The following is a 25,312-nucleotide window of genomic DNA, read 5'->3' as shown; positions in this document are numbered from 1 at the left end:
GGCGTTGCCTCCCCGGCGAGGATCACCTTGCGGTGAAGCAGAATAGAATAATGAGGATTGTAAAGTATGATCAGTTAGAGGGAAAAGATGTTATACGTTTGCCATCCGCGGAAAGGGTTATGTTGCCCCTCCGGCAAGGAGTTAGGACCCGACTTTGAGTTTGATCTGCCGTCCTTCGTATTCAAACACCGCGAGACCTGGATGAATTTCGACGAGCTTGGCTTCCGCAATGGATTGCCCCACCTGCAGTCGGTGAATACTCATCCCCGGATAACTGAACAGTAGATAGTTTTCAGGGTTATCCTCACCGTAAAAAATAATCCCTTTCAGTTTCAATCCTTCAATAGATTCACCCGATTCCAGAGGAATGATTTCAGGAATGCTGGGGGTGGGTTCCATGGTGGTCCGGGTTTGAGTCGGAACCTTTTCGAGTGCCGTCACGATTTCATCGTTGGCTTCGGGCTCAGCATTAACTACGGGCTCGGGTTTTTCTATGGTTTCTGTGACGGGCGGAATAACATTCTCCATGACCGGTTCATTGGATTCAATATCAAAAGGCTCGTCTATGGCAGGTGGGGGTTCTTCTTCAATAAAAAATTCCTCAATCACCCCTTCATCTTCCCTTGGCGGACGTTGGGTGAAATCCGGGATACTGGAAAGCGGAACACCACCGAGCGGTGAGGATGGTTCATCCGGCGTAGTTAAAGCCTGCGCCGGATTGGGTTTGGAAACTTGAGGATTGTCCCGTGATTTTTCTTTTGGCCAGAGCAGGAAGGCCATAAAGCCCGCAACGGCAAATCCCGCGAGCAATAAACCAAGCCCGGTCCACCAGTTTCGCGAGTCACCTGCCACTTCATTGCGCACCGGGGGCCGCGCATCCTCACGAATCATCATCTCCTTGAGGTTGAGCTTTTTGTCGTGCGACTTTTTTTCCTCTTCAAGTTTACGAAGAGATTTTAAGATCGTGCTCATGCGCCCTCAAGATGCGGCGTCTCGTAAATGGTGAGCAGGTTGTAAAGCAGGATCCGGGTTTCAGTGTCAAACCTGCCGTGATCTGCGATGCCATATCGTCTCTGGAAACTCTGCACAGCACGAACGGTTTTAGGACCATAAATCGGCGCTTCCCGTCCCTTGAAAAAACCGAGCAGGCGCAGGTTTTTCTGGAGCCAGACTGCCTCGCGTCCCTTGAATCCTTTGCCCATTTCCGGAAGTTCTTCAAAGTCTCTCCACACAAGATGGGCGCGGTGATTCCATAGAGGCTCCACCAGGGAAAACGGAATCGAAATTTTATCCGACGAACCCAGAACCGCCTGCTTGCCTTTCAGCGACAACAGTGCCACGTACTTGGTGCCTTTGGAATTGGGTAGCGTCAGCTCCAGCAATACCGGTTGATTGAAGGTACGCAGCTTTTTAAAGCTCGCGTTGAGCTCATAATGTGACAGGCCGTAATCGAGTTGAATGCTCTCAAAGCTTTCTGCACGTAACCGGCGCATATTTTCCGGCAATACACCCCATCGATCCAGAACCCAGCGCGCCGCTTCGGCCTTGCTTTCAGCCAGGTTCAAACTTGAAAGGTAGGTGACCAGTTGACCGGTTTCGCCAATCTGCAAAACACCGTTGCGCGAAATCGGTTTATAAGCTGTGGTCTCGACCGGAGCCGAAGCTTCATTTTTGGAATTGGTGAACATCCTTGTTTCAGCCGGTGGTGCTTCTGCCGAAGTTGCAGGAGCAGCCGGAACCAGTTCACCGGGATCCGTCAGGTCCATCGGATCTTCCTGGATGAGGCGTTTGAAATCGACGATGCCATTGTTTTTCTCGGGCGATCCAAAGTCTACCCACTGGTCCATACCGACATACAACATACCCGCCAGCAGCAACCCGGGTAGAAAAACCTTCCACGCCGCCGTTTTCAGATGGGATTCTTTTTGCAGTCCGCCGATATCGTGCGCGGCGGATCGGATGATTTTGGTGGTGATGCGTTTTGAATTTTGTGTGTAGGCCAGTAACAGAGCCCGATCTGCCATTACGTTGATCATGCGCGGGATGCCCTGGGTGTAACGGTACAGCATGTCGACCGCGGCCTTTTCAAATCGGATTTTTCCCTTTCCACCGGCAACGTTCAAACGATGTTGAATATAACCGCGCGTTTCTTCCAGGTTGAGTGGCAACAGTTCCCACTGAATGGTGATGCGCTGCTTGAGCTGACGTAATTCCGTTCGTGCCAGCAGGGCTTCGAGTTCCGGCTGACCGATCAGCACGATCTGGATCAGCTTTTCCGTTTCGGTTTCCAGGTTGGAGAGCAGACGCAACTCTTCGAGTACGCCCGGGTCCAGGTTCTGGGCTTCGTCGATGATGACGACGACACGATGTCCGAGTGCGCGCTCCTCCACCAGAAATTTTCTGAGATGGCGGATGAGCGTCCGTTTACTTTCCGAATCCGAGGGCAGTCCCAATTCTTCGTTGATGGACTGAAGTAGTTCGAGTGACGTGACGCATGGGTGGAACACGTAGGCGAAATTGAAGCCTTCGCGCAATTCACGCAGGAAACTGCGGATGATGGTCGTTTTACCGGTTCCGACTTCGCCGATGATTTTAAGGAAACCGTTGTTTTCCTGCAGGCCGAACACAAGATGCGCCAGCACCTCTTTATGCTTCGCGCTCAGGTAAAGGTATTTGGGGTCAGGCGTGAGGTCGAACGGCTTTTCCGTGAAGCCGTAGAAATCGAGGTACACGCTGGCCGGTTTTTTGCTTTTTTGTTTGCGCGGGTTTTTCGGCAACTCGACCAGAGGAGCTTCGACCGGTTGTTCCTCCGTGCCCGCCTGTTCGGTTTCCAGCCACGCGTTATACGCCATGCGTTTTTTGGGGTCAGACAAGGTGTCGAACGCTTCCTTCACCTGCTCGATCTGTTCCTGGAGCGAAGTGAGACTGGGCGTGGATTTTTTGTTGAGGGCAGGTTTGTCGAGCATGGCGCGTTTCTTTTTAAACGCCCATTCGACCTGTTGCTGCGAGGCGTTTTTGGGGACGCCCAGCACCTGGTAGAAATCGGATTGTTGGACCTTCATCAGCTATTCCGTATCTCGGGGTTCGTTCCGCCCATCGGAAAGACAAACAGGGAGCAGAGGGCAAAACCCCGGCGTGAATAAAAAAATCATCAACACCTTAAAATACAACAAGTTAAATTGGAAGTCCATAATATTTTGGGCTAAGAGCTTATTTTTCAATTAAATATGGCCCGACGGCCCGTAGGAGAGATTTTGATAGTAAAAATAAAGCATTGAAAATCAATAATTTATGATTTTGGTCGTTTTTAGCCAGGGTCTGTTTGGGTGTTTGAAGTCGGCAGGAAAAACGAGTGTTGTTTCTAAAATGAAAAGATACCAGCATGTCATTCTGAAGCCCGTCAGGCTGAAGAATCTCGCCTTGGATTTTGTATTTGGGTTTTGTCTTGCTCCCCCTTCTGAGCCTGTCCTGAGCTTGCCGAAGGGAAGGGGGCCGGGGGGATTATTACCTGGATGTAAAATAAGGAAAACGGTCAAAAACCTTATCGGCTTGCCAATAGGAGGTGATATGATCGACCCCATGGCGACCACAACCTTCGAGAAATTCCTACCGACCATGCAGGAAAACTCGAAGACCGTCCGCAACACCTATATCTCTTTTTTGACACTGACAACATTTATCTGGATTTCGATAGAGAGTGTTACCCACCGGATGCTATTGATCCCGGACGAAAATCTCACGCTTCCATTGATTCAGGTCAAGATCCCGATAGTCGGTTTCTTCTGGGCGGCTCCATTTTTACTGGTCCTGTTCCAGCTCTATTTCCAGGTGCACGTGTTTCGCTTTGCGAGGGATCTTGCAAAAGTAAGAGATGATGCGAAAAAACAAATGGAATCTGCAGGAAATGATGATGGAGATGGTGCGAAAGCAAAGAAAAAAGCGGCAGTAATTGATTCAATCACAGATATTCCATCCGATTGGAAATCACAGCTCCAGGGCAACCTGTTCACTTGGAACTTTATTGATCAAAAATCGCGCTATGAGTTCCATGTCGTTCTGTCCAGTTTCATTGTTGCGCTTTCGTTTTACTGGTATGGCGTTCTGGTTTTGTTGCGGGTGCAATGGGTATTCCTACCACACCACCACAGCGCTTTGACCACCACCCATTTTTCAATCGTCCTTTTCAGTTTGGCAATCAGTTTTTATTTTAGGAGAAAGGTAGAAAGGCTTAAAGAAAACAGTGGAAACAAAGTTTGGAAAAAGAAATTTTGGTGGTTGTATTATTTTCCCGGGTATTTCCTGGCAGTTTTGGGTTTCTATTTTACTTTGGTGATGAGTTGGAGTGTTCTGGAGATTCCCTTCACCGAGAAAGAAAACGAACGACGTTTTGGAATGTTTACTTGGCCGGCTGAAACCTGGCTGGTTTGTTTTTCGGAAGGCGTGGATGAGACTGATAAGAAACTGGAGAGCAATAACAACGCCAACAATCGGGAGGGAAACCCACAAGACGGGCAAGCAGATCAAGAGACTTCGAAAAAAATAAGAAAGGATGACCCCTGCTGGTATTCCTGGCGGTTGCCACTACATATTTTTGATTCGGTAGATGAAAACGAAAAAGAAGAAAATCAGTGGCTTCATTTTAAAATCAGCGAAGTGGTAGTGCGCAACCTGAATCTGGAAGAAGCCAAACTGGCCATTGGCCCGAGCGAAGCCGTGAAGGCCGCGTTGATAGTAAAAGAGGATGAAGCTCTATCCGAGGAAGAGAGAGAACAAAAACTGCTCGCAAAGTATGACAGTTTAAATTTAAAAGGTCGACATCTTGAGTTTGCAAAATTTAGAAGCGCCGATTTGCGAAAGGTCGACTTAAGAAAAGCTAATCTCCAAGGCGCAGACTTTTACACTGCAAAACTCCAAGATGCGGATTTTAGAGAAGCAAATATGGAAGGAGCAAATTTAGCTCTAACAAAACTAGAAGGCGCCAATTTAATGAAAGCCAATCTTTCAAGTGCGAATATGAGTGCTTCGATTTTAAAAGGCGCCAACTTGCGAAGTTTGCAGGCTACAGGATTAAAAATGGCTGGCGCTCACCTTCATGGAGCAAATTTGCAGGGTGCAAATTTAATGGGAGGGGAATTTAATTCGGCTCAATTTCAGGGTGCGATTTTGTCCTCAACTAAACTGCAAGGCGCCAATCTGCAATGGTCAAATCTACAAGGGACAAATTTATCCTTTGTAAATCTTCAAGGAGCAGACTTGACAAAGGCAAATCTTGAAGCTGCGAATTTAGAGGGAGCTAGTATTCAAGGGGCCATTTTGGGTGAAACTAAGATCTATGGAGCAATTTTCTTGCTAAGTTCGGCGAAAAATTATTGGAAATTTGATGAAAAGGATATTGAAAAATGGGCTTTGGGAATGGGACCTAGGGTAAAATTAAAATTTAAAGAAACAATGCTAAAAAGAAAGGGAATTAAAACCGTTCTTCCTGAGTTGGATGGAGTTAATGGTGAGCCTATTATTGCTCATGAAGTTGAGGAATGGAAAAATGAAGGAGTGAAAACTTTGTTGGAAATAAACAAGGCATTATTTTTTAATATGCGGCAACTCAGCAAAAACAAGAGAGGAGTCATGGAGGAATTAATGCAGTTGATAAAACCAAATAACGAAAAAAAGAGGCAATTTCAACCAATTTTTCAAAATTTATATTTTGAGCAACAAAAAACGTGGAACAAACTATTATGCGATTATCCGTTTTTAAGAAAACAGAAGTTGGAAGGAACTAATATGCCCACGCTTGGTTTTATTAGTATTTTTCCTCACGCCCCTTATTTTTCAAAAGAAGAAGTTCAGGCGGCGATTAAAAAGTGTGAAAAGGCAAAACCATAAAGAGGTTCGTATTGCTTCCCCCTTCTCCGAAGGGTCAGGGGGATTTGGTAATTTTTACTCGTACGATCAACTGATTTGAAATCAGTTTTGGGTTAGGCAAAAAAAATCACCCTGCTTCGCTTCCCTTTTTAAAAAGAGAGAATATCAGATCACTCCAAAATCAAAAGCAAAGGCGAGATTCTTCACTCCACGGAGTTTATCCTGAGCTTGACGAAGGGCTCAGAATGACAAATTATATTTTTCTGTTTTTAGGTGCCACTTTTTCATCAGGCTCAGGGGATTCCTCCCCATAAACCTCTTTGCAGATTTCCTTGTAGGCGACGGATAGTGTCGCGATCACGAATACGGTGGTCAGGGTGATGAGGATATTCGAAGCTACCTGCACCACGGCCATGTATTTGTAATATGGCTCGGGTCCCTTCAGGGCAAGGGGCAGGAAGTTCAGTATCGTGGTGAACACTGACAGGATGATCGGAAAAATAATGACCACGCCGAACATCAACCCTCCGTACCCTTTGGTGTGCTCCCAGGAATAAAGATAGGAAACCTTCTGGTCCATGGCAATAGCAGGAAATACCAGCGATAACCTGCCCCACAGCCAGCACAAGGCAACATAGGCGATCAGCGAACCGGTGATCAAGGTGGGTTCTGAAACGGGACCAGGAAAAATCCAGCCCAGGGGCAGCATAGTCAGCATCAGTCCCAGAAAATGCAGCAGAAAGAGCGACTCGCGCATGGTCCATTTGAACAGCCCCCACCTCGGCACAGCATCCGGTCCGAGCAGAACCACGCGGTGCACGGTGACGGCGAAGAGGGTGTTGATGCCAGCCGTTAATATGACAACTATGATTGAAAAGGGGGAGCCCGGCAACTGAACCTGGACAATATTTAAAATTATCAGGAGTGTAAACAGGACTATCAGGGCGCGCGCCAGCACACCCCGCATTTCCCAAACATCTGATATGGCCTGTGAAATGATTTTGAAAAACATGTTGCGGCCTTGGGAACCGGAACCAATTTAAAATTAAGTTGGGTTTACGTTGAAGTCAGGATGCCTGTGAAATGGGCGGGGGTCAAGGGGTGCTCGGCGCCCGTCGAACGTAAAATATCTTAGTGATGCGCTCTGAAAATATTTATGGTTAAAAAAATTTCAGCCTGTTAGCCCCCACGCGAGTGGGTCAGCTTGTTAGCCACCACGCAAGTGGCCAGTTTGTCGCCCGTCCGGCAGGACTATTTTTTGGTGGACCAGGTGCCGTTGTCGAGTTGGATTTTTTCTCCCGGTTTGGCGCTGTCGCGGTTCAGGCTGGCGGAGATTTTTTCCACTTTCGGAAGGTCGCCTTCGTTAAAGGCTGCGTTGGTAGCGACGATGCGTTCGTAAATTGCGCGTCGGTCCTCGTTTTCTTCAGTCACAATGGACTGCACAAACTTTTTATACGCGGCATCGGTTTTGGTTTTGACTGTTTCGAGAAACACGAGATAACCGTTATTGCCTTCGCCTGCCGCCCCGTCTGCTTTGAACTGTTGCACGTCGTCTTGGTTAAATTCCTGCCGTTGTTTTGCGCGCACGGCTTTCATCTTACCCGGCGGAACTTCCCGAACGGTTTTGAGTTTGCCGCTTTCATCAACCGAGCGCACAGACGCGAGCAACATGACATCCTCTCCCAGTTCCTCGTAACTGCCAAGGACCTGGTTTTCCAGAGCGGTTTTCTGATCGACCACGGTGACATTCACGTCGGCAAGTTTACCGGCGCAGGCACCGAGTGTGGCCCAACACAGGCACGCGAGCATTACACGGGTAAAAGGGGATGTTTTGAACAGAGAGCGAAGAGTCATCATAATGATTTCAGTAAAGAGGAAGTCTCACTTCGACAAGCTCAGTGTAACCTGTTAATTCGTTTACTATAGAAATAGTGTAACGCAATTGAAAGCGCTTCGCCTCAGGAAAAACGTCGGAAAACCAGTGCGGAATTTTTCGAACCGAACGAGATGCAGTTGCTGATGGCGATATCGATTGATTTATCGCGGCTTGTGTTGGCGATGTAATCCATGTCGCAATCCGGATCGGGAGTTTCCATGTTGATGGTGGGGGTAAGCACGCTATCCTGCAGGCTCAATAAACAGACGGCGGTGCCGAGTGCGCCCGAGGCCCCTTGCGGGTGCCCCACCATGGACTTGGTGGAACTGACCGGAACGTTCATGGCATGACCATTGAGCGCGCCTTTGACGGCCATCGTTTCAATGCGGTCGTTCATCACGGTGGATGTGCCATGAAAGTTGATGTAGTCGATATCATCTTCGTTAACCTTTGCATCTTTCATTGCCAGACGCAGTGCGCGAGTGGATTGTTTGCCATCCGGCATGATGGCCACGCGATGGTAGGCATCGCAGGTGGAACCGTATCCGATGACCTCGGCGTAAATGTGTGCGTCGCGTTCCCGGGCGTGTTCGAGATCTTCCATCACCATCATCCAGCTGCCTTCGGCAAGGACGAATCCCTCGCGGTCGCGGTTGAAGGGACGCGATCCGCGTTCCGGACTTTCATTAAAGTGTACGGGATTGGCGCGCATACGCTCGAAGCCGGTCATCATCGCCGGTGTCACGCAGGCTTCCACGCCGCCGGTGAGCACCCAGGTTTCCTGTCCGGACCGGATGGCGTTCAATGCATAGCCCATGGCATCGGTTGAACTGGTGCAGCCGTTGGAGATCACATGACTACGTCCCTGCAGGCCGAACTTCATCGAGAGTTCACTTGATAACATGCCCACAAGGGAATTGGAAATAGCGTAAGGGCTGACTTTTTTCTTCTGATCGGAATAGTAGAGGGCGAACTGTTTTTCGGAGAAATCAAAACCCGCGCCACCGGTGCCTACGATCACGCCGAGGCTTTCGAAGTCTTCTTCAGAGAAGGTACCGAAATCGATGCCTGCATCGTCGAAGGCTTCCTGTGAAGCGGCAACACAGAGTGGGACGGCCCGCGGCATTTTCTTGAGCTCGGTTTTCGGAAACCAGGTTTCCGGATCGAAATCCGAAACTTCGCCGGCGATCTGGCAGTCGAGGCCGGCTGGATCAAATGCCGTAATCCGACCGATCCCGCTGACACCATTGATCGTATTTTCCCAGAATTGTTTTTTACCGACCCCGTTCGGGCTGACTGCCCCCAGGCCGGTAATGGCTACTCTTCGTTCCATAAAATTTATTCGCTATCCGTCCTCTTTCGGTCAATCTAATGCATGATGGTGAGTCAAAACTGACCGGGATGACAGTGTTAGGGTGTTCAATGAAAATGTAACAGGACTACAATTCGATTTTAACATATCGTTCGGTACGGTTTTCAAATCAATATTTTCAAGTTTAGTCATAACCTGAGGTTTTTTCCATGTATAGGTTTCTAAAAAAACGGGTGAGCTGTTTTTTGCAAATGATCATCGCGAAAAGATTAAAATAAATGTCAGAAAAGAGGAGTTTGCCAATTGTCCAGCCCTTGGCCGTTTGCAAACCCTGCATGCCGTGGTATTCTCTCATCATCCTGAAATCTCAGGCTGTCTTCATAAAACTCCAACATTGAATTTGCATTTTCACGGGACTATATATCTTGAAACCTCTCGAGACTTTAAGCCAGCGTGCCGGTCAGATGATTATTGCCGGTATCGAAGGCACGACACTGACCAAGGAAACGGAACAGTTGATTCGTGATTGCCAGGTAGGCGGAATCATTCTGTTCTCGCGAAACTATGAAAATCCGGAGCAGTTGTTTCAACTGGTGCGGGATCTGCAAAAGCTTGCAAACGAAGTGTCACCGGACTGGCCTCTGTTTATTTCGGTTGATCAGGAAGGTGGCAAGGTAATCCGGCTGTCGGAACCGTTCACCCAGTTCCCGGAAGCAGGCTGCCTGGGTATCGCCGATTCGCATGAGCTGGCTTATCAATTTGGGATGGCGCTTGGCAAGGAGTTGTCGGCCATCGGAATCAATATGAATTATGCACCGGTGTTGGATGTGAACACCAACCCGGACAACCCGATCATTGGAATGCGGGCGCTTTCGGATGATCCTTTACGAGTTGGAGTGCTGGGCCTTGCCCTGCTCAATGGGATGCAGGACCACGGAGTATTGGCCGTCGGCAAGCATTTCCCCGGACATGGCAATACCAAACAGGACTCGCACCTGGAACTGCCCACGGTGGATCGCGACAAAGCGACTCTGGAGCAGGTGGAGCTGGCACCTTTTTCTCACAGCATACAAAATGGTCTGAAGGCCATCATGACCGCGCACGTGGTCTACCCGGCCTGGGACAAGAAGCTGCCCGCAACATTTTCCGAGAAAATCCTGAAACAGGTGTTGCGCAAGCAATTACAGTTTGATGGCCTATTGATTTCTGACGACCTGGAGATGAAGGCGATTGAGGATCAGTATGAATTCGACAAGCTGGCTGGCATGGGAGTCTGGGCCGGGCTCGATATCTTCATGGTCTGCAATAACCCGGACAGGGTCCGTATTCTGCATGAAAGCATCATGGCCGGGATCCGAAGCCGGGCGATTAATCCGGATTCGGTGCATATGACCATCGACCGAATTGAAAGAATAAAAGCGGCTTTGCCTCCCTTTCCCAAAAAGGCCCCCTCCTTTGATGACTGGTCAGAAGAACACACCCGCCTCGCAGAAAAAATGGCAGGGTTTCTTTCTTCTTGAGTCCTGTGGCCCAATACCCGATCAGGTATTATGCCGCCCGCTCTTGCCCCCCGACCCATGTCTGTCTCCCCAAGCCTGAATAAGGCTTTTGGCACCACTTTATTAAATTCCGGAGCCCTGCGCTGGTCCGCCGCCTATTTCCTGATATTTTTCTATTATCTGTCCTTTTTGGATTATGGCCTGAACCTGTGGGATGAGGGTGGATTTGCCGACGGAACCCTGCGTACCTTTCGCGGCGAAATGGCGATGCGGGATTTTAACCCTATTGGTTATCTCCCGGGACGCTACCTATATGCTGCGTGGTTCTTTGACTGGTTCGGAATCAGTCTGCACAGTCTGCGTTTGAGCGTGGCGGTGTTCACACCCTTGATGCCTTTAATGGTCTATGCGATTTCTCGGCGGATAATGCCGGTTGGTTTTTCCCTTCTGGCAGGGGCAATGATGCTCAGCGCTCCTTCCATGTATTACAACCGTTTCTTTCCCTTCTTTTGTGTGTTGGTCCTGTTTTGTCTTGTCCGGTGGTTGGAGCGGCCAAGGTGGAGCAGAGGGGTGGTATTGGCCGCGGCCATTTTGTTGTGTATCCCGTTCAAAATGGAAATCGCCATTTTTTCGATAGGGCTCTGGGTTGTGCTGATTCCATGGAGGCATCGAGACCTAGGATCAATTATGAATAAAAATTCGTCATCACCGCTTAAACGTGGACTGGTTATTGGAATCCTGCTAATCGGTACGAGTGTCTTGTTAGTGTATTTCTGGCGTTACCAGGTTTTGCAGAAGTTTATTGAAATTGTATTCACCACCCATGCGGCCTGGGGGAATCCTTTTCCCGCATTGTTTCCTTTTTGGGAGTTCTGGAAAACTGAGGGACCCGACCTTATGTTCGAGCGGGTAATGTTCTACATTCCGCTGGCAACCTATGCTTTAGTTCTGGTTTTGCTGGGGCGTGACCGAATGATGGGGCGGGATACGTCTCCATCCCAGCCAGTGCTGCTTGCTGTGACTGGAATTGGAATTTGTGCATTTGGACTTGTTGTCTGGCGTGCTGGTTTTGACAACCTGGTCCGAACCCTTCCCGCATTTTACATTCTGGCCCCTTATCTGTTATTTCGGCTGCGTGACCGACTGCTAGCTCTCTTCGTGCACCTGGAAGAACAGATTTCATTCTGGGCACCAGAAAAAATTCTGGTCCATTTTCTTGTTGGAATTCTCCCCATTATTTTTCTCTATGAGATGAATTTTGGACATGGGTTTTATGTGGGTTCTGTAGGTGCGCGGCTGCAAAATACAGAAAAGCTTGAAATGAAAAGGATGTCTGTTTGGACTAACTCTTATGAGGCCCGCTGGGTCAGGCGAATCGTCGAAAAAATTGAGCTGGCGACTGCTCCGGGAGATGCTATTTTGGCTTTGCCACTGAACCCCTTATTTTATTATTTGACCGAGCGGGCAAACCCAATTGTGCATGGGTGGATATTGCCAGGTATGCTGGACGAGAAAGGGCAGGAAGAAGTGGTGCGTCAACTCCTTGTAAAACCACCTCGGCTTGTAATCCTTGCTGATTTTGCGATAGATGGGAGAGAAGATCGAAGGTTCAGCCGCTACGCCCCCATAATTTTTATTCATCTAAAACGACATTTTCAGTTGTGGGAGAGAATTGGACTTTTTGAGGTTTTTTTGCCCATGGGGCCATCAAAAACACCCTATTCTCCAAAGTTTTGAAGAAAAAATGAACTTATTTTTTGGTTTTTTGAAAATTTAGACTCCTGAAAAGTTTTTAGGTATAAGACCTCTTTGTTGGAGAGATTATAAGTTTGAAATATCGGAATAGCAAATAATGATTTAAAAATTCGTATATCCAAATTAAGAGTTGTTTTTGGCGGAAAACGGTATTTGCTTTAAAAATGCTGATTTTATCAATAATCGTAAGGAGATAAGATTTTGCCTGAAAATTATGTGGTAGAAGGCCGAAAATTTTATTGTATTTATCCGAAGTTTCAGCATTGTCGAATTGCAAAATTATTTAATACCCTTGATTTTAACCATTGCCGAATTATCAGTCGAAATTGGGAAAAGGGTTGGGTAATGCGATAAAACCCTTGAAAATAAATGAATTTACCAACTCCCTTTTTAATTCAAAATCATTGACATCTTTTTCTTATGTATTATATTGATCGCGTTTTCAGTATTTTTGCGTACAGAAAGATATTGCATTATATTGTCCTTCAATGTAATTTTGTGCGGGCCTTGGGTGGGAACAATTGCCGTTGGATTCACTGCTGTCTTTTAGAGTTCTTTCCCTCCTTTAAATAGGAAACTGGATAAGTGAAAGAGTAGTTTGCTTCGGCTTTTTCAAATGGAAAAACAACAAAAACCATTAAAAAAATATCCCAATACCAAACAATGGAAGATAAAAAAGCGGGCGCTGCAAAATACCTGGGGCGGAGGTTACGAGAGTGGAGAAAGACTCTTCCGCTTAAATCATTTGAGTTGGCGCGTCTAATTAAAATTTCTCAAGGTTCCTTGTCTGATATTGAAAACGACAAGTCATTACCTTCTGCTGATACCCTTGCAAAACTCTATCAGCATACCAGTGTCAACATTATCTGGCTGCTCACGGGTAAAGGGTCTATGACAAGAACCGAAACCGGGAGTGGTGGAGAAGGGATGACCGACGTTGTTCAGGAGTCGGCAGAGGCGTATGGAGAGGATCAGAGGTTGATGGAATTGATAGCCAAACTTGTCAGGATATATCGCAAGGGAGGGCCGGAAAAAAGGGCTCATCTTGTTGGCTTTTTAAACGGGGCTGACCCAGGAGAATAAAGCTCTGCTCTTCCTTTTTTTGTCTCACCTTGAATTAAACCCGTTCCACCTTCCAGATTATTTCCCATCCTTTTTTTTCATCCGGTTTTAAATCAACATCCCAGAGAAACCACAGGCAGGTCCCTTGATAGGTTTTTTCAAAACCATCTTCTGATTGGGAAACGGTTTCTACAGGATAAAACAAGATCCGGGCGGCCTGCTCCAGGTCCCAGGAGACCTCAATCCCGGACCATTCATCGCGCATCCCCCAACGCTTTCTTCCAAAAGCCTGTCCCTCTGTAACCAGGGGTTTATTTGAAAATTCGCCCGAAGGGTCAATAAAATACCGGTCAGGCGCCTCCCCGGCCAATAGGGAAACATTAAACTCAACTCCCAACGATCCTTTTAAATATTCCTCTCCGGTGTGAATAACTTCATAACGTGTCTGAATTGAGGCTTCGTTTTTCTGGAATGTTAAGTGTTTGATAAGCTCTACCGATTGCCGGTTTGCTCCAAGTCCTGTTTTTCTGGAAAATCGCAAAGAAGAGTCGGAGTTGCTGCCAGCCTTAATAAGAGTTGTTTTAAAAGGTTGTCCGGCGAAGGCACCCAAAACTTCATAGGTTCCCGATTTTACCTGATCCATCGATACTTCAGGTGCGACGAAATGTTCCTGCAGTGAGAGGCGTTCCTCCTTGTCATACACTAGAAACGTTTCCAACCCCTCCTGCTTGAACCGAACGCGGTCATGAATCGATTGAGGTTGATCCCCGGAATCATCGGTGCGTTCTACGTGATCCAGAATGGCTTGATGATATGCTTCTTTTGAGCGTTCCAGAATGTTAGTAATATTGAAAGAGGCAGGCAGGTAATCAAACTCAACTACCCCTCCCCCGCGAGCCGGCGATATTACCACCGTCATTTGGGGATGAGTCACCAGGAACTCTTGCTGACCGTCCAGATCGTAGTCCAGACTTTCAATCTTTATATTCGTGTCTTGCAAGCCGCGGCTGGCAAGGGTCTGCGCTTTCAGGAGGTTTTCATAAACCGCATGGCGCAAATAGTTCAGGTAAAGTCCACCAAACATGCCGTGCCAGTATGAACAGTTGCATTGAGCGCGATAAAGGTGACGCAAAGCTTCCGGTTTATCAGGGTCGGACTCTGCCAGCTGATTAACTTTCCTGCTGGCCAGTAACATCCTTTTATGCATTCGGTTACTCGCGGGATATTTGACAAGAAAATTATTCCACAGTCCTCCACGGATGAACCGGCGCGATATGTTGGGATCTATCTCCTTTTCGGTCATTTCCTGTTTAAGATGATGAAGTTCCTGGGACGTGTGCACGGGAAGCGCCCATTCCATCATTTCTTCATAAGAGGCGGGAGGAAGGTACACGCGTCCATTGGGTCTGTGCTGGTCGAGATATTCACCAAAGTGCAATGTTTCAATTTTGTCCCTATTGTCCTGCAGGGATTGAAATAACCGTTCGAGGTAACGTTCTCCATAAACCCAGTCCCAGGTGTCAGGCCAGCTGCCGAACTTTTCGCCATCGTCAGCGTAAGTCAATCCTTCGCATTGGCGCTCTTTCTGCATGGTGACCAGTTTTTCCAATGTCACTTCCGGCAGGTCGAATGGAATGGAATACCGCAGTTCTTTTGAAATGGGAAAAAGGTTTAGGGGATAACCTTCGCTTTCCGTGATGTAGTAGCCGTGAATGGCCTTGTCCTCAAGTCCGGAATAAGAAAAATGGGTGTCGTCGAGAATGGTGAACTCGATTCCCGCCTGGGAGATAACACGTGGCAGGGTGGGGGACCAGATGCGCTCGGCAAGCCACAACCCACGTGGAGCTGCACCAAATTTTTCCTTGAGGTATCGGCTCATCATCTGGATTTGTCCCAGAGCGTCTTCTTCCGGGATGGTCGCTAGCAGAGGTTCGTAAAACCCGCCACCCAGAACTTCCAGTTGGCCTGCTCCTACCATTTTCCGTATCTGTTTTAAATAATCAGGTCGATGAGCTTCAATCCACTCAAGCAGGGGGCCGGAAAAATGTGCGGAAGTTTTTAGTTGAGGAAATTGAGAAAGTGTTTCCAGATACGGCCGGTAGCATTTCTCGAACGTTTCTTCAAAAACATGTCCGAAGTTTCCAACGGGTTGGTGGTTGTGAACAGCGAACAGAAACTTGAGAGGTTCAGTTTTCAAAAGAGTCCCAACGAAAAAGGTTAAGAAGAACAGTTTTCATTCTACAACGAAATCTTTGGGGCTATGTGAGGGGAACTAACTTAATATGAAGAGAGGATGCCAGGTTCTCGACTCTATTTGAGCCCACCAAAAGGGGTCAGGAAGGCTCCGGACCGGTTTCAGCGCCGACGGGTTCATCAAAAGCCCGCATGGTGTATAGCTTGTGGTAAAGCCCTTCAATTTGCATCAGGCTCTGGTGTGTGCCGGATTCCCTCAAGGTACCTTTATCAAGAACCAGAATCTGGTCGGCATGGTGGACCGTGCTGAGGCGGTGCGCGATGATAAAGGTGGTCCTGTTGGCCATGAGTCTTTCCAGTGCATCCTGGATCAGTCCTTCTGATTGAGTGTCCAGCGATGAAGTGGCCTCGTCAAGGATGAGAATTTTAGGATCTTTAAGCACAGCGCGTGCAATGGCAATCCGTTGGCGTTCACCTCCGGAAAGTTTAACTCCCTTTTCTCCAACAGGTGTATCGTACCCTTTTTCGAGTTGAGTGATGAAGTCATGCGCGTGAGCGGCTTGTGCTGCTTCAATCATTTCCTCTTCCGTTGCTTCAAGCTTTCCGTAGAGGATATTTTCGCGAACTGTTCCACCAAACAAAATGGTGTCTTGGGGAACAAGTGCAACCTGCCCCAGATAGGTAGGGAGATCGAGGGTTTTGATATCCTTCCCATCCAGGCGGATGGTTCCAGACCCAACATCAAAAAACCGGTGGAGAAGAGCGACAATCGTTGATTTCCCCGCCCCACTGGGTCCTACCAGAGCAGCACGTTCGCCTGGTTCGATTTGAAAAGAGACATTTTGTAATACAGGTTGATCGGAATGGTAGGCAAACGAAACGTCTTCAAATTGGATGCGCCCTTCAATTCGTTCGAGCTTGACCGGGTTCTCAGGCTGCAGAATTTCCGGGGGAGTGTCGAGGATTTCATAAACACGCCGTACAGCACCCAGTGACTCCTGAATCTGTGTGTACAGTCTTACAAAGGTCCCAATAGGACCGGCTATGATGATGGCATAAAGAAAAAATGCGGCGAGTTCCCCGTAAGAGGTTTGACCTTCCATCACCTGGTGCCCGCCATACCAGACCAGTGAAGCTGAGACCAGAAAGGTCAGGAACAGAATGAAAGGACCGAAGAAAGAAGAGATTTTCAACTTTTCTATTTCAGCTTCCAGCGCGGTTTCGATGCCTTCTTCAAACCGTTTTTGTTCATACGGTTCGCGGGTGTAAGACTTGACGACCTGTATAGATGAGGCAACTTCTTCGAGAACGACCGCAGCACCGGCCAGTTTGTCCTGAACCTTTTCCGCAAGCTTTCTGAGCCGTCGACCAAAAATACGAGCGAACAGCATCAACGGTGGCAGGATGAGCAGGATCAGTCCGGTCAGTTTCCAATTGAGGTAACAGATGATCGCAAGACCACCGATCAGCATGATGGTCTGTCGCAACACCGCAACCGGAATTGTGATCAGGGCGTTTTGAATTACCGTGATATCGTTTCCAAGGCGTGACAACAATTCTCCCACCCGACGGTCCTGGAAAAATCCGATAGAAAGCCGCTGAACGTGCTGGAAAAATTCAATACGAAAATCTGCTGTGACCCGGTTGGCGACAAAGCCGAGGATGAAATTGGTCAGCACGGCAAACACAAGCTGTAAACATATAACGATGACCAGATCCCAGGTGCGGCTGTTTAAAAGATCACTATCTTTGGTGACCAGGGTGGCATTGATCATGTCCTTCACAATCATCGGAAGAATGAGGGTGATTGCGGAAGTCAGGACCAGACAAAGAAACGCAAAAATCAGGCTTTTGGAATATGGCCTTGCAAATTTGAGAATTTTGGAAAAATCTTTCATCTATATAATGGAGAAGGGGACGCAGACCAGTGAAGCTTCAGAAACGTAATTGGAAAACAAGGAGCCCGGGAAGGCCGTATCATACCCGCAAGTCCGTATTAATTCAACCGTTACCAGCTTGTCAGGCAAGGTCATTTCACTGCTCCGATCCACTGAATCTGTGTTAAAACAAAGAGTACGATCCCGTTTTTTCAGGAGTTATCCAGCTTCCTGGATTGTTGGAGTTATTTTTTTGATGGGTTAGCCATCTATCCGGTTTACATCTGTAGGAACAGGGTCTCCTGAAGTAAGAAAATTTTTACTCCAAAAGGACAATGAATTACCCTCAAATAAAATTAAAGCTTCTTCGAGCGATGGCCTGGTCCGGTTTTATATTATTGACAGGATTGTCCCTTTTGCCCATGCCAGAGCTGGTCGGAGAAAATTTCAATGATCTGTTCCTGCACTTTATCGCTTATGGCAGTGTGATGTGGTGTTTTTTACAGGGCTACCCGGGGTTACCATCCAGGAAATTGATGACGGGATTGATTATCTGGGGGGTGCTGATGGAAGTTGGGCAGAGTTTCACTTCCTACCGATTTTTTGAGTGGCTGGATATGGTGGCAAACTCCACAGGAGTGATTCTTGGTTGGGCATTAACCCTGTGCCATCGACCTGTGGCTGGAATTCCCGAGGTAGAAGTTCCGGAATAAGGGCCGTTTTTAAGCCAGGGCCAGAGTGGAGACTTGACCCTCAGGCCAATGGAAAATACAATCTGAACCAACAGGAACGTATTTCAAAAAATTAAGAGGAAATATTGTAATGGCAAAAGTTGCGGAGTTTATGAGTCACCAGGTATTTTCAATAAGCCCGGACCAACATGCGCACAAGGCAGTTGAAGAGATGTACCAAAATGGGATCAGCGCGCTGATTGTAAAAAAGGATGATGAGGATGTTGGGATATTTACCAAAACCGATTGGATGGTTCTGGTTTTGAAAGGCGAATGTGACCCAAAAGAGTTGAAGGTTTCCTCCCTGATGACAGATATTAAGCACACCATTGGTAAAGATGAAACCATCGCCAGAGCTTGCGCCATAATTGAGGAAAAAAACGTCCGGCATATTCCGGTCAAAGAGGGAAATAAAATTGTGGGGATGTTTTCAGTCAAGGACCTGGAAAAATATTATTTGAGTTTGCATAAGAAAACTGAGTTTTAGATTTATTGGCAAGAGGACAAATTACTTCTTCGATGCAATTCATGGAGTAACTTGGCTCGCAGGATTTGATGGATTTGGTTGTAATGGTAGAAGTTCATTAATTAGTTAACTAAGACTTCCTCATATTACCTGGCATTCCTCCTATGCCAGACAGATTGTTGGTAGCAGTCATTTAATTCGATAAAAACGGAATAGTGGTTTCTAAACTGAACTTATTCGATTTCTATTGATTTACTATCGTCCTCGCTTGAAATTGCCATTCAAAAATCTGCATTTAGTGTTATTTATTTACTTCTATTTACATTTGTTAGCAAAAAAACCATCCTTATTATTATTCGCGTTGAAAACGGTCGACAGTTTCACATGGCGGTTTCCTCGCCTCAATGGCAACATTTGAGTCTGGAAATACTTTGGGCTTAATTTTATTGTCCATGTGATTTTCCTGCAAAGAGACCAAAAGTAGTTAGATTTACCTAGGCACAATTGGCAAGTCAGGAACTGACCTAAGTTAGTTGAAATTGCAACATGACCTCGCCAGTTCAAGAAACTCAGAGAGGCTATGAAAATTCTTAACTCTAAAAACAAAGTGTCGAATGCGGCGTGAGGGATCGCCAATTATTCACTCATTTTTCATTAGAATGAATGATAGAATTTTTTGGCATCCAAAAACTGAATTCGATTTAGGAGAGTCGCATGCAAACTAGAAACTTTAAAGCGGTTTGTTTGTTCGCCGTTTTGTTTAACCTGGCCGCTTTGAATGCCTGGGCTGTTCAGGGTCAATGGGGAGCATTCATTTATCTGTTTCCCAAATCTGGCGCAGTTATTGACGACTCCGCGGCCCTTGCTCCGCTCGCGGAAAAAATTTCACAAGCGTCCTCGGGATTTTCCAACGACTTCACTCCGCAAAAGGGCAAAACGGATACCGCCCAGTTCATCCGCATAACCGATTATTTGCTGAACGGTAATCCGGTTTTGGACAAACCGACAGGGCTGATCCGTGTGGAGTCTACCGACAGGAAAGTTCTGGATGATTACGTCGAGACGCTGGCACGGGCGGTGAAGGGTTATTTCCGGTTGGAAACACGGTTCGCCGTAACGCGGCAGTTGAACTACACAGACGCGGAGACGCTCAAGCGCCTTAAGGACAACGCGCCGAAACGGGGCAACGGGACCGAACAACCCAACGCCGTAGTGTTTCCCCTATCCAAAACCAAAGCCTGGTGGGCGCTCACTCAGGAAAAACGCCAGAACTTTTTCCTTGGGCATAACGCAGTTGGCTTCCAACACATTAAACGCATCTTTCGCAAGCTTTATCATTCGCGATTTGTCGATCCAGGGCAGGACTTCATGACCTACTTCGAGTATGCCGATGCCGATGCGGACAAGTTCGACGCCTTACTGTCTGGCCTCCGCGACAAAACTCTCAACCCGGAATGGGGCTATGTCGAGGAGAAACCGATCGTTTATGGTAAGCGGACCGCCACTCCGGCGGAGATGCTGAAGCCAAAAAGTTCGTCAGAAATGTAAAGCAGTTATCTTGAGGAATTTGAGCGGGGCTTTGTTACCTGTATAAAGTTATGAGGAAGCGCGATCGGGGGCGGTCAATGAATATAATTCACTATCCTATTAAGGTACTCAGGAAAGCCATCAAGACAATGAGCTCAGAAACAAAGTACCAAATACGAGGTAAGGGATTGTTCAATCTCAACTAAAAAAGAATTGGCCCGACAAGTCATGAATTAATAAAATAAAACAAACGATAAAAATTTTAGCTATTTCTATTTTGAAGCTTCATTCAAAACCTTTTCAATCGCTTTGCGTGTTTTGACAATATCTGATTTTCTTAAAGTGGGATGCACGAGAAACATGAGGCTGGTTTCTCCAAGTTCTTTGGCATTCGGCAGAGGTTTCCGGGGTCGCCATCCGGTTTTTTCAAAAACCTTTTCCCGATACACTTCCGAACAGGACCCTACGTAACACGGTACCCCGAGCGCATTGATCTGTTCCATGATGCGGTCGCGACTCCAGCCTCTCTTCAAATTCTCCGGACGAGCAAACACATAGGCTCTATATCCTGCGTGGTCGACATGATCCGGAACTTCAGGAACACGCAAGCCTGAAAACTTTCGACAGACTTCAAGGATTTGCGCTACGTTGTCCTGCCTCTTTTGTTTCCATTCCTTCATACGACCAAGCTGAATCAACCCGACTGCTGATTGCATCTCGGTCAATCGCCCGTTGGTTCCAAAGGATTCAACCACCCAGCGGAAACCGTTGCCTGGTGGATGTTTTTTTTCATACACGGCGGACCAGCTTTTGCCATGGTCTTTCAACGACCAGATTTGTGACCACAGTTTTTTATTGTTGGTCGTGACCATCCCCCCTTCACCTCCGGTGGTCATGATCTTGTCCTGGCAGAAAGACCAGGCGGCGATGTGCCCCAGGGATCCGACAGGTTTTCCTTTATAGAGTGCGCCATGAGCCTGCGCGCAATCTTCGATCACTTTCAGTTTGTGTTTCCTGGCCAGTTTTAATATGGGGTCCATTTCGCAAGGCCAACCGGCGAGATGGACGCAAATGATCGCGCGGGATTTTCTTGACAGAGCGGGTTGTATTGTTTCTGCAGTAATATTTTGCGAATCCCGGTCCACATCCGCAAACACCGGCGTTGCACCAACAGCGGCAATGCAGGAGATCGAAGCCACAAAAGTTCTGGGGGATACGATCACTTCATCACCCGGACCAATCCCCAATGCTTTCAATGACAGTTCAAGAGCAACCGTACCGTTGGAAAGGGCCACTGCATATTGGGCACCGCACCATTTGGCGAATTTGTTTTCAAATTCCCGGCCTTTTTTTCCCGTAAGGTAATTGACCCGGTTGGACCTGAGCACTGCGGCGACGGCATCGGCTTCTTCTTTGGAAAATTTTGGCCAGTCTTCAAAGGGTGTGTTCAGCATAATTCAAAATAGTTCTGTGTATGGTTTAAACCTTTTTAAGGTTGTTAGATCAGGAAATTGGTTTTGCCGGGCAACCTGCAACAGTAGTACCCGTCGCCACGCTTTTGGTGACAACCGCCCCCATACCAATCACGGCACCTTTTCCTATGGTCATGGGCTGACCCGGTTTCCCCTGCCGAATCACGGCACCGGCACCGATGTAGGCGTGGTCTTCTATGACGATATTGCCGTTGCATTGCACTCCCGGGGCAAAGGTCACAAAATCGCCGACAATACAATCATGCTCGACATACGAATAAAGATTGGCATGAAAGTGTTTTCCAATTTTTATGTTGGAGGTGAACGTCACAAAGGGAGAGACAATAGCACCTTCTCCTATTTCAACCGAATCCATGACCACAGCATTCTCGGCCCTGATGGAAAAAAACTTCAGGGAATCCTGTGAGCATTTATTAACCAGTTTCTCGCGAATTTCAGAATCGGCAATCGCAATGCTAACGGATTTATCTGGTTCAGGCGACGCAATAAACTGCTCGTACGTTAAAATCGGAGTGTTGTTTATCTCTTCAGCTTTGGGGTGGTCGTCTATAAACACCAGGCGGGAAATTTCATCCTCTCCAGCAGCTTTTAAATTTTCCCGTGCAATCGGAAGAACGCCGCGACCTGCTCCGTTAGCGCCGTAGACCCCATACAGTTTTTGAATCGACATCAACCTGAACCCTTGAATTTTGGCAGCGCGGTTTGTCCTTCTTCAGATATCATTTGGCGCTTGAGTATTTTCAGCATTGTAGTACAGAGAATTTTGATATCAATCCATAAAGACCGGTTATCGACATACCACACATCCAGCTCAAACTTTTCTTCCCAGGTGATGCCCGGGTGTCCGTGAATTTGGGTCCATCCGGTAATTCCGGGCCGCACTTCGTGCCTGCGCGCTTGTTCCGGGGTGTACAAAGATAAATATTCCACCAGCAAGGGACGAGGTCCGACGAGGCTCATTTCTCCTTTTATCACATTCCATAATCCCGGAAGTTCATCGAGGCTGTTTTTTCTCAGGAACCTGCCAAGAGATGTCAGGCGTTCTTCATCCGGTAACCGGTTTCCTTCATTATTAAAGCGTTCCAACATGGTGCGGAACTTGAAAATCCTGAAGGGTTTTCCATTTAAACCAGGCCGGAACTGACTGAAGATCACCGGTGGTCCCATTTTACAAAAAATGAGGATGGCCAATCCGATCAAAATCGGAAATAGGGCAACCGAACCCAGAGTCGCCAGCACAATGTCGAAAATCCGTTTCATTTTCGGTGTATCAGGCGGTCAGGCCCTGGTACAGATGGACCATCGCTCCGGTCACCTGTTGTTCGGAAAAACGGGCACTGGCCCGTTTCCTTGCCGCGATCCCCATATTATGACGAAGCTCTGTATTGTCTGCCAGTAGTTGCATCGCATCCGTCAATTCACTAACAGAACCCGGCTCATGCAGAAGGTACGTGACCCCTTCCTCTCCTGCATCGGTTATACCATAGATTTTCGATGCAATAGCAGGGAGCCCGACGGCAGATGCTTCAATTAATACAGACCCAAACCCTTCCCGATAACTAGGCAAACAAATCACGTCAGCTGCCGAAAGAACGTGCTCGGGGTGGTGAGTAAAATCCATTCGATGAACTCGATCTTTCACAAGCTCCGACAAGGCTAGCAGCTCTCTTTCCCTTCCCTCTTCATCGGGGCCAACCAGTAACAGGTGACAACCCTCAGGTGCCGGGTCCCTTCCACGTTTACGCGTTGCATGTCTTGCTGGTCGGATTTTTTTTCGTTTAGTGAAAATTGTGCCGCGAGGTGAAAGACTGTATCAATCCCACTCACCAACGGACTAAGATCGTTATGAGGCAGGTCGGCCCTGTGCCAGGCGAGGTCTGGATCAGAAAGTGTGTTGGCGTCTTCTTTCAGTTCCCAGTGATGCAATCCGATTAGGGAGACGGAGTTTTCTCGTTGAAGTCTCTCAAGCAGAAAGCCTCCGACAAATCCGCTGGCACCTGTGACCAGAAGTTTTCGCGTGGACAATTCTTCAGTCCTTAAAGATTTATTTGCCTATGTAATCGTGGGTTGAAATAGTTGAGTTTTGAGGGACTCTTCCAAGTTTTTTCTTGAAAGCGAGTGCGGCGCGGGCTTTCAGTTTTGAAAATGTCGATTTCTCCACAAACATGCCTTTGTTCTGACGAATGGGCTGGAGCACATAACGTGATTTATTGATGAACGATTGCGCATCCTTGATTAAAGGGTCCAGGTGTTTCTTTTTGTTTCGCTCTGCATCCAGCATCCAGTCATCAGTGAGGATGTCTTTACAAAGTACATTCAGCACGTTACTGGTCGTGTTGTTAGCGAGGAAGTAGCAACCAAGTAATGGAGATACTTCGAAGAGGTTGGAGGTCAGTGTTTCTCCATGTGTTGTTTTCAGAATATGATTTATCTTTTTCATCTGGTTGTATTCCATCGCGAACAGAACAATTTTCTGGCACATTTTGGCACAGGCGGCAGCGGCGGAAGTGGCAGGGCCAGTCGCACCGCCAAGGTCGGCAAACAGTCCGGCTGTGGATACAGCAAACTGTGCGGTTTCAATCGTCGCTCGTGTGGCGTGTTCGGCTGAACTTTGTTTTAACAGAGTTCTAAGAGCGTTGACCGCGTCGCGTGCGTCTCCCGGCAGAATGAAAACCCGGTGCTTTTTATGCGTACGTACCGCTTTATGCAGGTCCCGCGCGGCTTTCCGCCAGCTATTGGCAGCTTTGGATCCACTTTTTACTTGCTGAACAATGGGCAGGGCGGAAGAAATAAAATCCTGCATAAAATCCAGGCCCAGTTCACCGATCACGTCCGGCAGATCAGCGACATCGAATAACTCGATCAGCAGTTTCAGGACCTTGCTGAATCCCGGAATCTTTAACAGGTTTGGAATATCGAGGCCCGGTATGTCCAGAGAAGGTAAATCAATAGAGGGCATGTCGATATTGATCGGGGGAACCATGTTCGGTAGCGAAACATCCGGGATCGACAGGTTGGGCAGGTCGACGCTGATATCGATATCAAAAAAATCCGGGTACGCCAACTCCAGACCTGGGAATATGTCTGGAATTTCCAGTTTGAAAATATTACTGAGGTCAAACGCAACGGAAGGTAATTGGATGTGTGGAAACTTAACCCCTATTTGCCAGGCCAATAGCCGAAGTGAAATATCCGGCAAGAGGTCCAGATGTTTCAATATTCCCCTCAGGTTTGGCAGAATATTGGGCAGGTTGATCCCCGGTATATCTCCAATATTGATGTCCGGTATGAGATCGAGGTCCCAGTCGGGAAGGCTTAAGCCAGGAACACGAATTCTAATGAGTTTTTTAAGATCAATCCCTTTAAGCAGATTCAGGTTTAAATTGTTTAAGGGATTGTTGAGATCAGGAATACTGACGCCCGGCAGACCTTCAACGGCTTTCTTGGCTTTCTTTGCTGCCTTGAACGCTTCCTTCGCATCGTCCGCAATATTTTTACGAACCAGTTTTGTACCTTCAAACATTTCGCGCAGGGCGCGCTTTCGCTCAAGCCGTATTTCCATCAAGGCTGCTTTATGAGCGATTTCTTCCTGAAATGTAAGGGGCATATTTGACCTTTGCGTTACAGAATGTGGGAGGCAAAAACCAGCCTGTTTTATT

The 25,312-nt window shown here is 47.5% G+C and carries 20 protein-coding genes; 7 read left to right on the top strand and 13 right to left on the bottom strand.

The window, feature by feature from the left end:
• Positions 1–141: 141 nt before the first annotated feature.
• Both G3M70_04970 and G3M70_04965 read right to left on the bottom strand, forming a co-directional pair.
• Positions 142–972 (bottom strand): hypothetical protein, encoded by an 831-nt coding sequence (locus tag G3M70_04970; protein QPJ61273.1) that lies wholly within the window; start codon positions 970–972, stop codon positions 142–144.
• Complete coding sequence (locus tag G3M70_04965) at positions 969–3,062, bottom strand: AAA family ATPase (GenBank protein ID QPJ61272.1); 2,094 nt, start codon at positions 3,060–3,062, stop codon at positions 969–971. The genes G3M70_04970 and G3M70_04965 overlap by 4 nt, the downstream gene beginning before the upstream one ends.
• A 229-nt stretch (positions 3,063–3,291) precedes the next feature.
• Between G3M70_04965 and G3M70_04960 the strand changes: the two genes are divergently transcribed.
• Complete coding sequence (locus G3M70_04960) at positions 3,292–5,883, top strand: pentapeptide repeat-containing protein (protein QPJ61271.1); 2,592 nt, start codon at positions 3,292–3,294, stop codon at positions 5,881–5,883.
• A 232-nt stretch (positions 5,884–6,115) separates the two neighbouring features.
• Here G3M70_04960 and G3M70_04955 read toward each other — a convergent pair whose 3' ends face one another.
• The 3 genes from G3M70_04955 to G3M70_04945 form a co-directional block, all read right to left on the bottom strand.
• Entirely contained in the window at positions 6,116–6,874 is a 759-nt protein-coding gene (locus tag G3M70_04955; protein ID QPJ61270.1) for a hypothetical protein, read from the bottom strand.
• Between the two features lie 239 nt (positions 6,875–7,113).
• The gene (locus G3M70_04950; GenBank protein QPJ61269.1) at positions 7,114–7,719 is read right to left on the bottom strand and encodes a YdbL family protein; all 606 of its coding nucleotides are present in this window, start codon (positions 7,717–7,719) and stop codon (positions 7,114–7,116) included.
• Positions 7,720–7,820: 101 nt separating this feature from the next.
• On the bottom strand, positions 7,821–9,071 hold the full coding sequence (locus tag G3M70_04945; protein QPJ61268.1) for a beta-ketoacyl-[acyl-carrier-protein] synthase family protein: 1,251 nt from the start codon (positions 9,069–9,071) through the stop codon (positions 7,821–7,823).
• A gap of 404 nt (positions 9,072–9,475) precedes the next feature.
• Here G3M70_04945 and nagZ point away from each other — a divergent pair, with 404 nt between their 5' ends.
• The 3 genes from nagZ to G3M70_04930 all read left to right on the top strand — a co-directional run bounded on the left by nagZ (position 9,476) and on the right by G3M70_04930 (position 13,387).
• Positions 9,476–10,570 carry a beta-N-acetylhexosaminidase gene (nagZ, locus tag G3M70_04940; protein QPJ61267.1) on the top strand — a complete coding sequence of 365 codons (1,095 nt, stop codon included), beginning with the start codon at positions 9,476–9,478 and terminating at the stop codon, positions 10,568–10,570.
• Between the two features lie 30 nt (positions 10,571–10,600).
• The gene (locus G3M70_04935) at positions 10,601–12,286 is read left to right on the top strand and encodes a hypothetical protein (GenBank protein ID QPJ61266.1); all 1,686 of its coding nucleotides are present in this window, start codon (positions 10,601–10,603) and stop codon (positions 12,284–12,286) included.
• 681 nt (positions 12,287–12,967) lie between these two features.
• Positions 12,968–13,387, top strand: a complete 420-nt coding sequence (locus G3M70_04930; protein ID QPJ61265.1) for a helix-turn-helix transcriptional regulator — start codon at positions 12,968–12,970, stop codon at positions 13,385–13,387.
• 34 nt (positions 13,388–13,421) lie between these two features.
• Here G3M70_04930 and G3M70_04925 read toward each other — a convergent pair whose 3' ends face one another.
• Both G3M70_04925 and G3M70_04920 read right to left on the bottom strand, forming a co-directional pair.
• Complete coding sequence (locus G3M70_04925; GenBank protein QPJ61264.1) at positions 13,422–15,563, bottom strand: DUF1926 domain-containing protein; 2,142 nt, start codon at positions 15,561–15,563, stop codon at positions 13,422–13,424.
• A gap of 136 nt (positions 15,564–15,699) precedes the next feature.
• Positions 15,700–17,457, bottom strand: coding sequence for an ABC transporter ATP-binding protein (locus G3M70_04920; protein QPJ61263.1), 1,758 nt, complete (start codon positions 17,455–17,457; stop codon positions 15,700–15,702).
• A gap of 314 nt (positions 17,458–17,771) precedes the next feature.
• Here G3M70_04920 and G3M70_04915 point away from each other — a divergent pair, with 314 nt between their 5' ends.
• From G3M70_04915 to G3M70_04905, 3 genes are all read left to right on the top strand, one after another.
• The gene (locus G3M70_04915; GenBank protein QPJ61262.1) at positions 17,772–18,149 is read left to right on the top strand and encodes a hypothetical protein; all 378 of its coding nucleotides are present in this window, start codon (positions 17,772–17,774) and stop codon (positions 18,147–18,149) included.
• A gap of 109 nt (positions 18,150–18,258) precedes the next feature.
• A complete protein-coding gene (locus G3M70_04910; GenBank protein QPJ61261.1) occupies positions 18,259–18,654 on the top strand; it encodes a CBS domain-containing protein in 396 nt (131 codons plus the stop codon).
• 693 nt (positions 18,655–19,347) lie between these two features.
• A complete protein-coding gene (locus tag G3M70_04905; protein ID QPJ61260.1) occupies positions 19,348–20,181 on the top strand; it encodes a hypothetical protein in 834 nt (277 codons plus the stop codon).
• Positions 20,182–20,432: 251 nt separating this feature from the next.
• Here G3M70_04905 and G3M70_04900 read toward each other — a convergent pair whose 3' ends face one another.
• Genes G3M70_04900 through G3M70_04875 form a run of 6 tightly spaced genes read right to left on the bottom strand, consistent with a single transcriptional unit; the run spans position 20,433 to position 25,260 of the window.
• Positions 20,433–21,614, bottom strand: a complete 1,182-nt coding sequence (locus tag G3M70_04900; GenBank protein ID QPJ61259.1) for a DegT/DnrJ/EryC1/StrS aminotransferase family protein — start codon at positions 21,612–21,614, stop codon at positions 20,433–20,435.
• A 49-nt stretch (positions 21,615–21,663) separates the two neighbouring features.
• Positions 21,664–22,317 carry an acetyltransferase gene (locus G3M70_04895; GenBank protein QPJ63715.1) on the bottom strand — a complete coding sequence of 218 codons (654 nt, stop codon included), beginning with the start codon at positions 22,315–22,317 and terminating at the stop codon, positions 21,664–21,666.
• Positions 22,318–22,322: 5 nt separating this feature from the next.
• On the bottom strand, positions 22,323–22,913 hold the full coding sequence (locus tag G3M70_04890; protein QPJ61258.1) for a sugar transferase: 591 nt from the start codon (positions 22,911–22,913) through the stop codon (positions 22,323–22,325).
• A gap of 10 nt (positions 22,914–22,923) precedes the next feature.
• Entirely contained in the window at positions 22,924–23,421 is a 498-nt protein-coding gene (locus tag G3M70_04885) for a glycosyltransferase family 4 protein (GenBank protein ID QPJ63714.1), read from the bottom strand.
• Positions 23,310–23,678, bottom strand: a complete 369-nt coding sequence (locus G3M70_04880; GenBank protein QPJ61257.1) for an NAD-dependent epimerase/dehydratase family protein — start codon at positions 23,676–23,678, stop codon at positions 23,310–23,312. The genes G3M70_04885 and G3M70_04880 overlap by 112 nt, the downstream gene beginning before the upstream one ends.
• A gap of 19 nt (positions 23,679–23,697) precedes the next feature.
• The gene (locus tag G3M70_04875) at positions 23,698–25,260 is read right to left on the bottom strand and encodes a hypothetical protein (protein QPJ61256.1); all 1,563 of its coding nucleotides are present in this window, start codon (positions 25,258–25,260) and stop codon (positions 23,698–23,700) included.
• Between the last annotated feature and the right edge of the window lie 52 nt (positions 25,261–25,312).

Origin of the sequence: Candidatus Nitronauta litoralis, from assembly GCA_015698285.1 — a bacterium.
In the GTDB taxonomy this organism is placed as follows: Bacteria; Nitrospinota; Nitrospinia; order Nitrospinales; family Nitrospinaceae; genus Nitronauta; species Nitronauta litoralis.
Note: the sequence above shows the minus strand (reverse complement) of the source record. Positions and strands in the feature narration are given on the sequence as shown.

What these genes read in the sequence shown, in the direction of transcription:
- G3M70_04970 (QPJ61273.1), bottom strand. Translation starts at nt 972, where the DNA reads ATGAGCACGATCTTAAAATCTCTTCGTAAACTTGAAGAGGAAAAAAAG.
- G3M70_04965 (QPJ61272.1), bottom strand. Translation starts at nt 3,062, where the DNA reads ATGAAGGTCCAACAATCCGATTTCTACCAGGTGCTGGGCGTCCCCAAA.
- G3M70_04960 (QPJ61271.1), top strand. Translation starts at nt 3,292, where the DNA reads ATGATTTTGGTCGTTTTTAGCCAGGGTCTGTTTGGGTGTTTGAAGTCG.
- G3M70_04955 (QPJ61270.1), bottom strand. Translation starts at nt 6,874, where the DNA reads ATGTTTTTCAAAATCATTTCACAGGCCATATCAGATGTTTGGGAAATG.
- G3M70_04950 (QPJ61269.1), bottom strand. Translation starts at nt 7,719, where the DNA reads ATGATGACTCTTCGCTCTCTGTTCAAAACATCCCCTTTTACCCGTGTA.
- G3M70_04945 (QPJ61268.1), bottom strand. Translation starts at nt 9,071, where the DNA reads ATGGAACGAAGAGTAGCCATTACCGGCCTGGGGGCAGTCAGCCCGAAC.
- G3M70_04935 (QPJ61266.1), top strand. Translation starts at nt 10,601, where the DNA reads ATGCCGCCCGCTCTTGCCCCCCGACCCATGTCTGTCTCCCCAAGCCTG.
- G3M70_04930 (QPJ61265.1), top strand. Translation starts at nt 12,968, where the DNA reads ATGGAAGATAAAAAAGCGGGCGCTGCAAAATACCTGGGGCGGAGGTTA.
- G3M70_04920 (QPJ61263.1), bottom strand. Translation starts at nt 17,457, where the DNA reads ATGAAAGATTTTTCCAAAATTCTCAAATTTGCAAGGCCATATTCCAAA.
- G3M70_04915 (QPJ61262.1), top strand. Translation starts at nt 17,772, where the DNA reads ATGAATTACCCTCAAATAAAATTAAAGCTTCTTCGAGCGATGGCCTGG.
- G3M70_04910 (QPJ61261.1), top strand. Translation starts at nt 18,259, where the DNA reads ATGGCAAAAGTTGCGGAGTTTATGAGTCACCAGGTATTTTCAATAAGC.
- G3M70_04905 (QPJ61260.1), top strand. Translation starts at nt 19,348, where the DNA reads ATGCAAACTAGAAACTTTAAAGCGGTTTGTTTGTTCGCCGTTTTGTTT.
- G3M70_04900 (QPJ61259.1), bottom strand. Translation starts at nt 21,614, where the DNA reads ATGCTGAACACACCCTTTGAAGACTGGCCAAAATTTTCCAAAGAAGAA.
- G3M70_04890 (QPJ61258.1), bottom strand. Translation starts at nt 22,913, where the DNA reads ATGAAACGGATTTTCGACATTGTGCTGGCGACTCTGGGTTCGGTTGCC.
- G3M70_04875 (QPJ61256.1), bottom strand. Translation starts at nt 25,260, where the DNA reads ATGCCCCTTACATTTCAGGAAGAAATCGCTCATAAAGCAGCCTTGATG.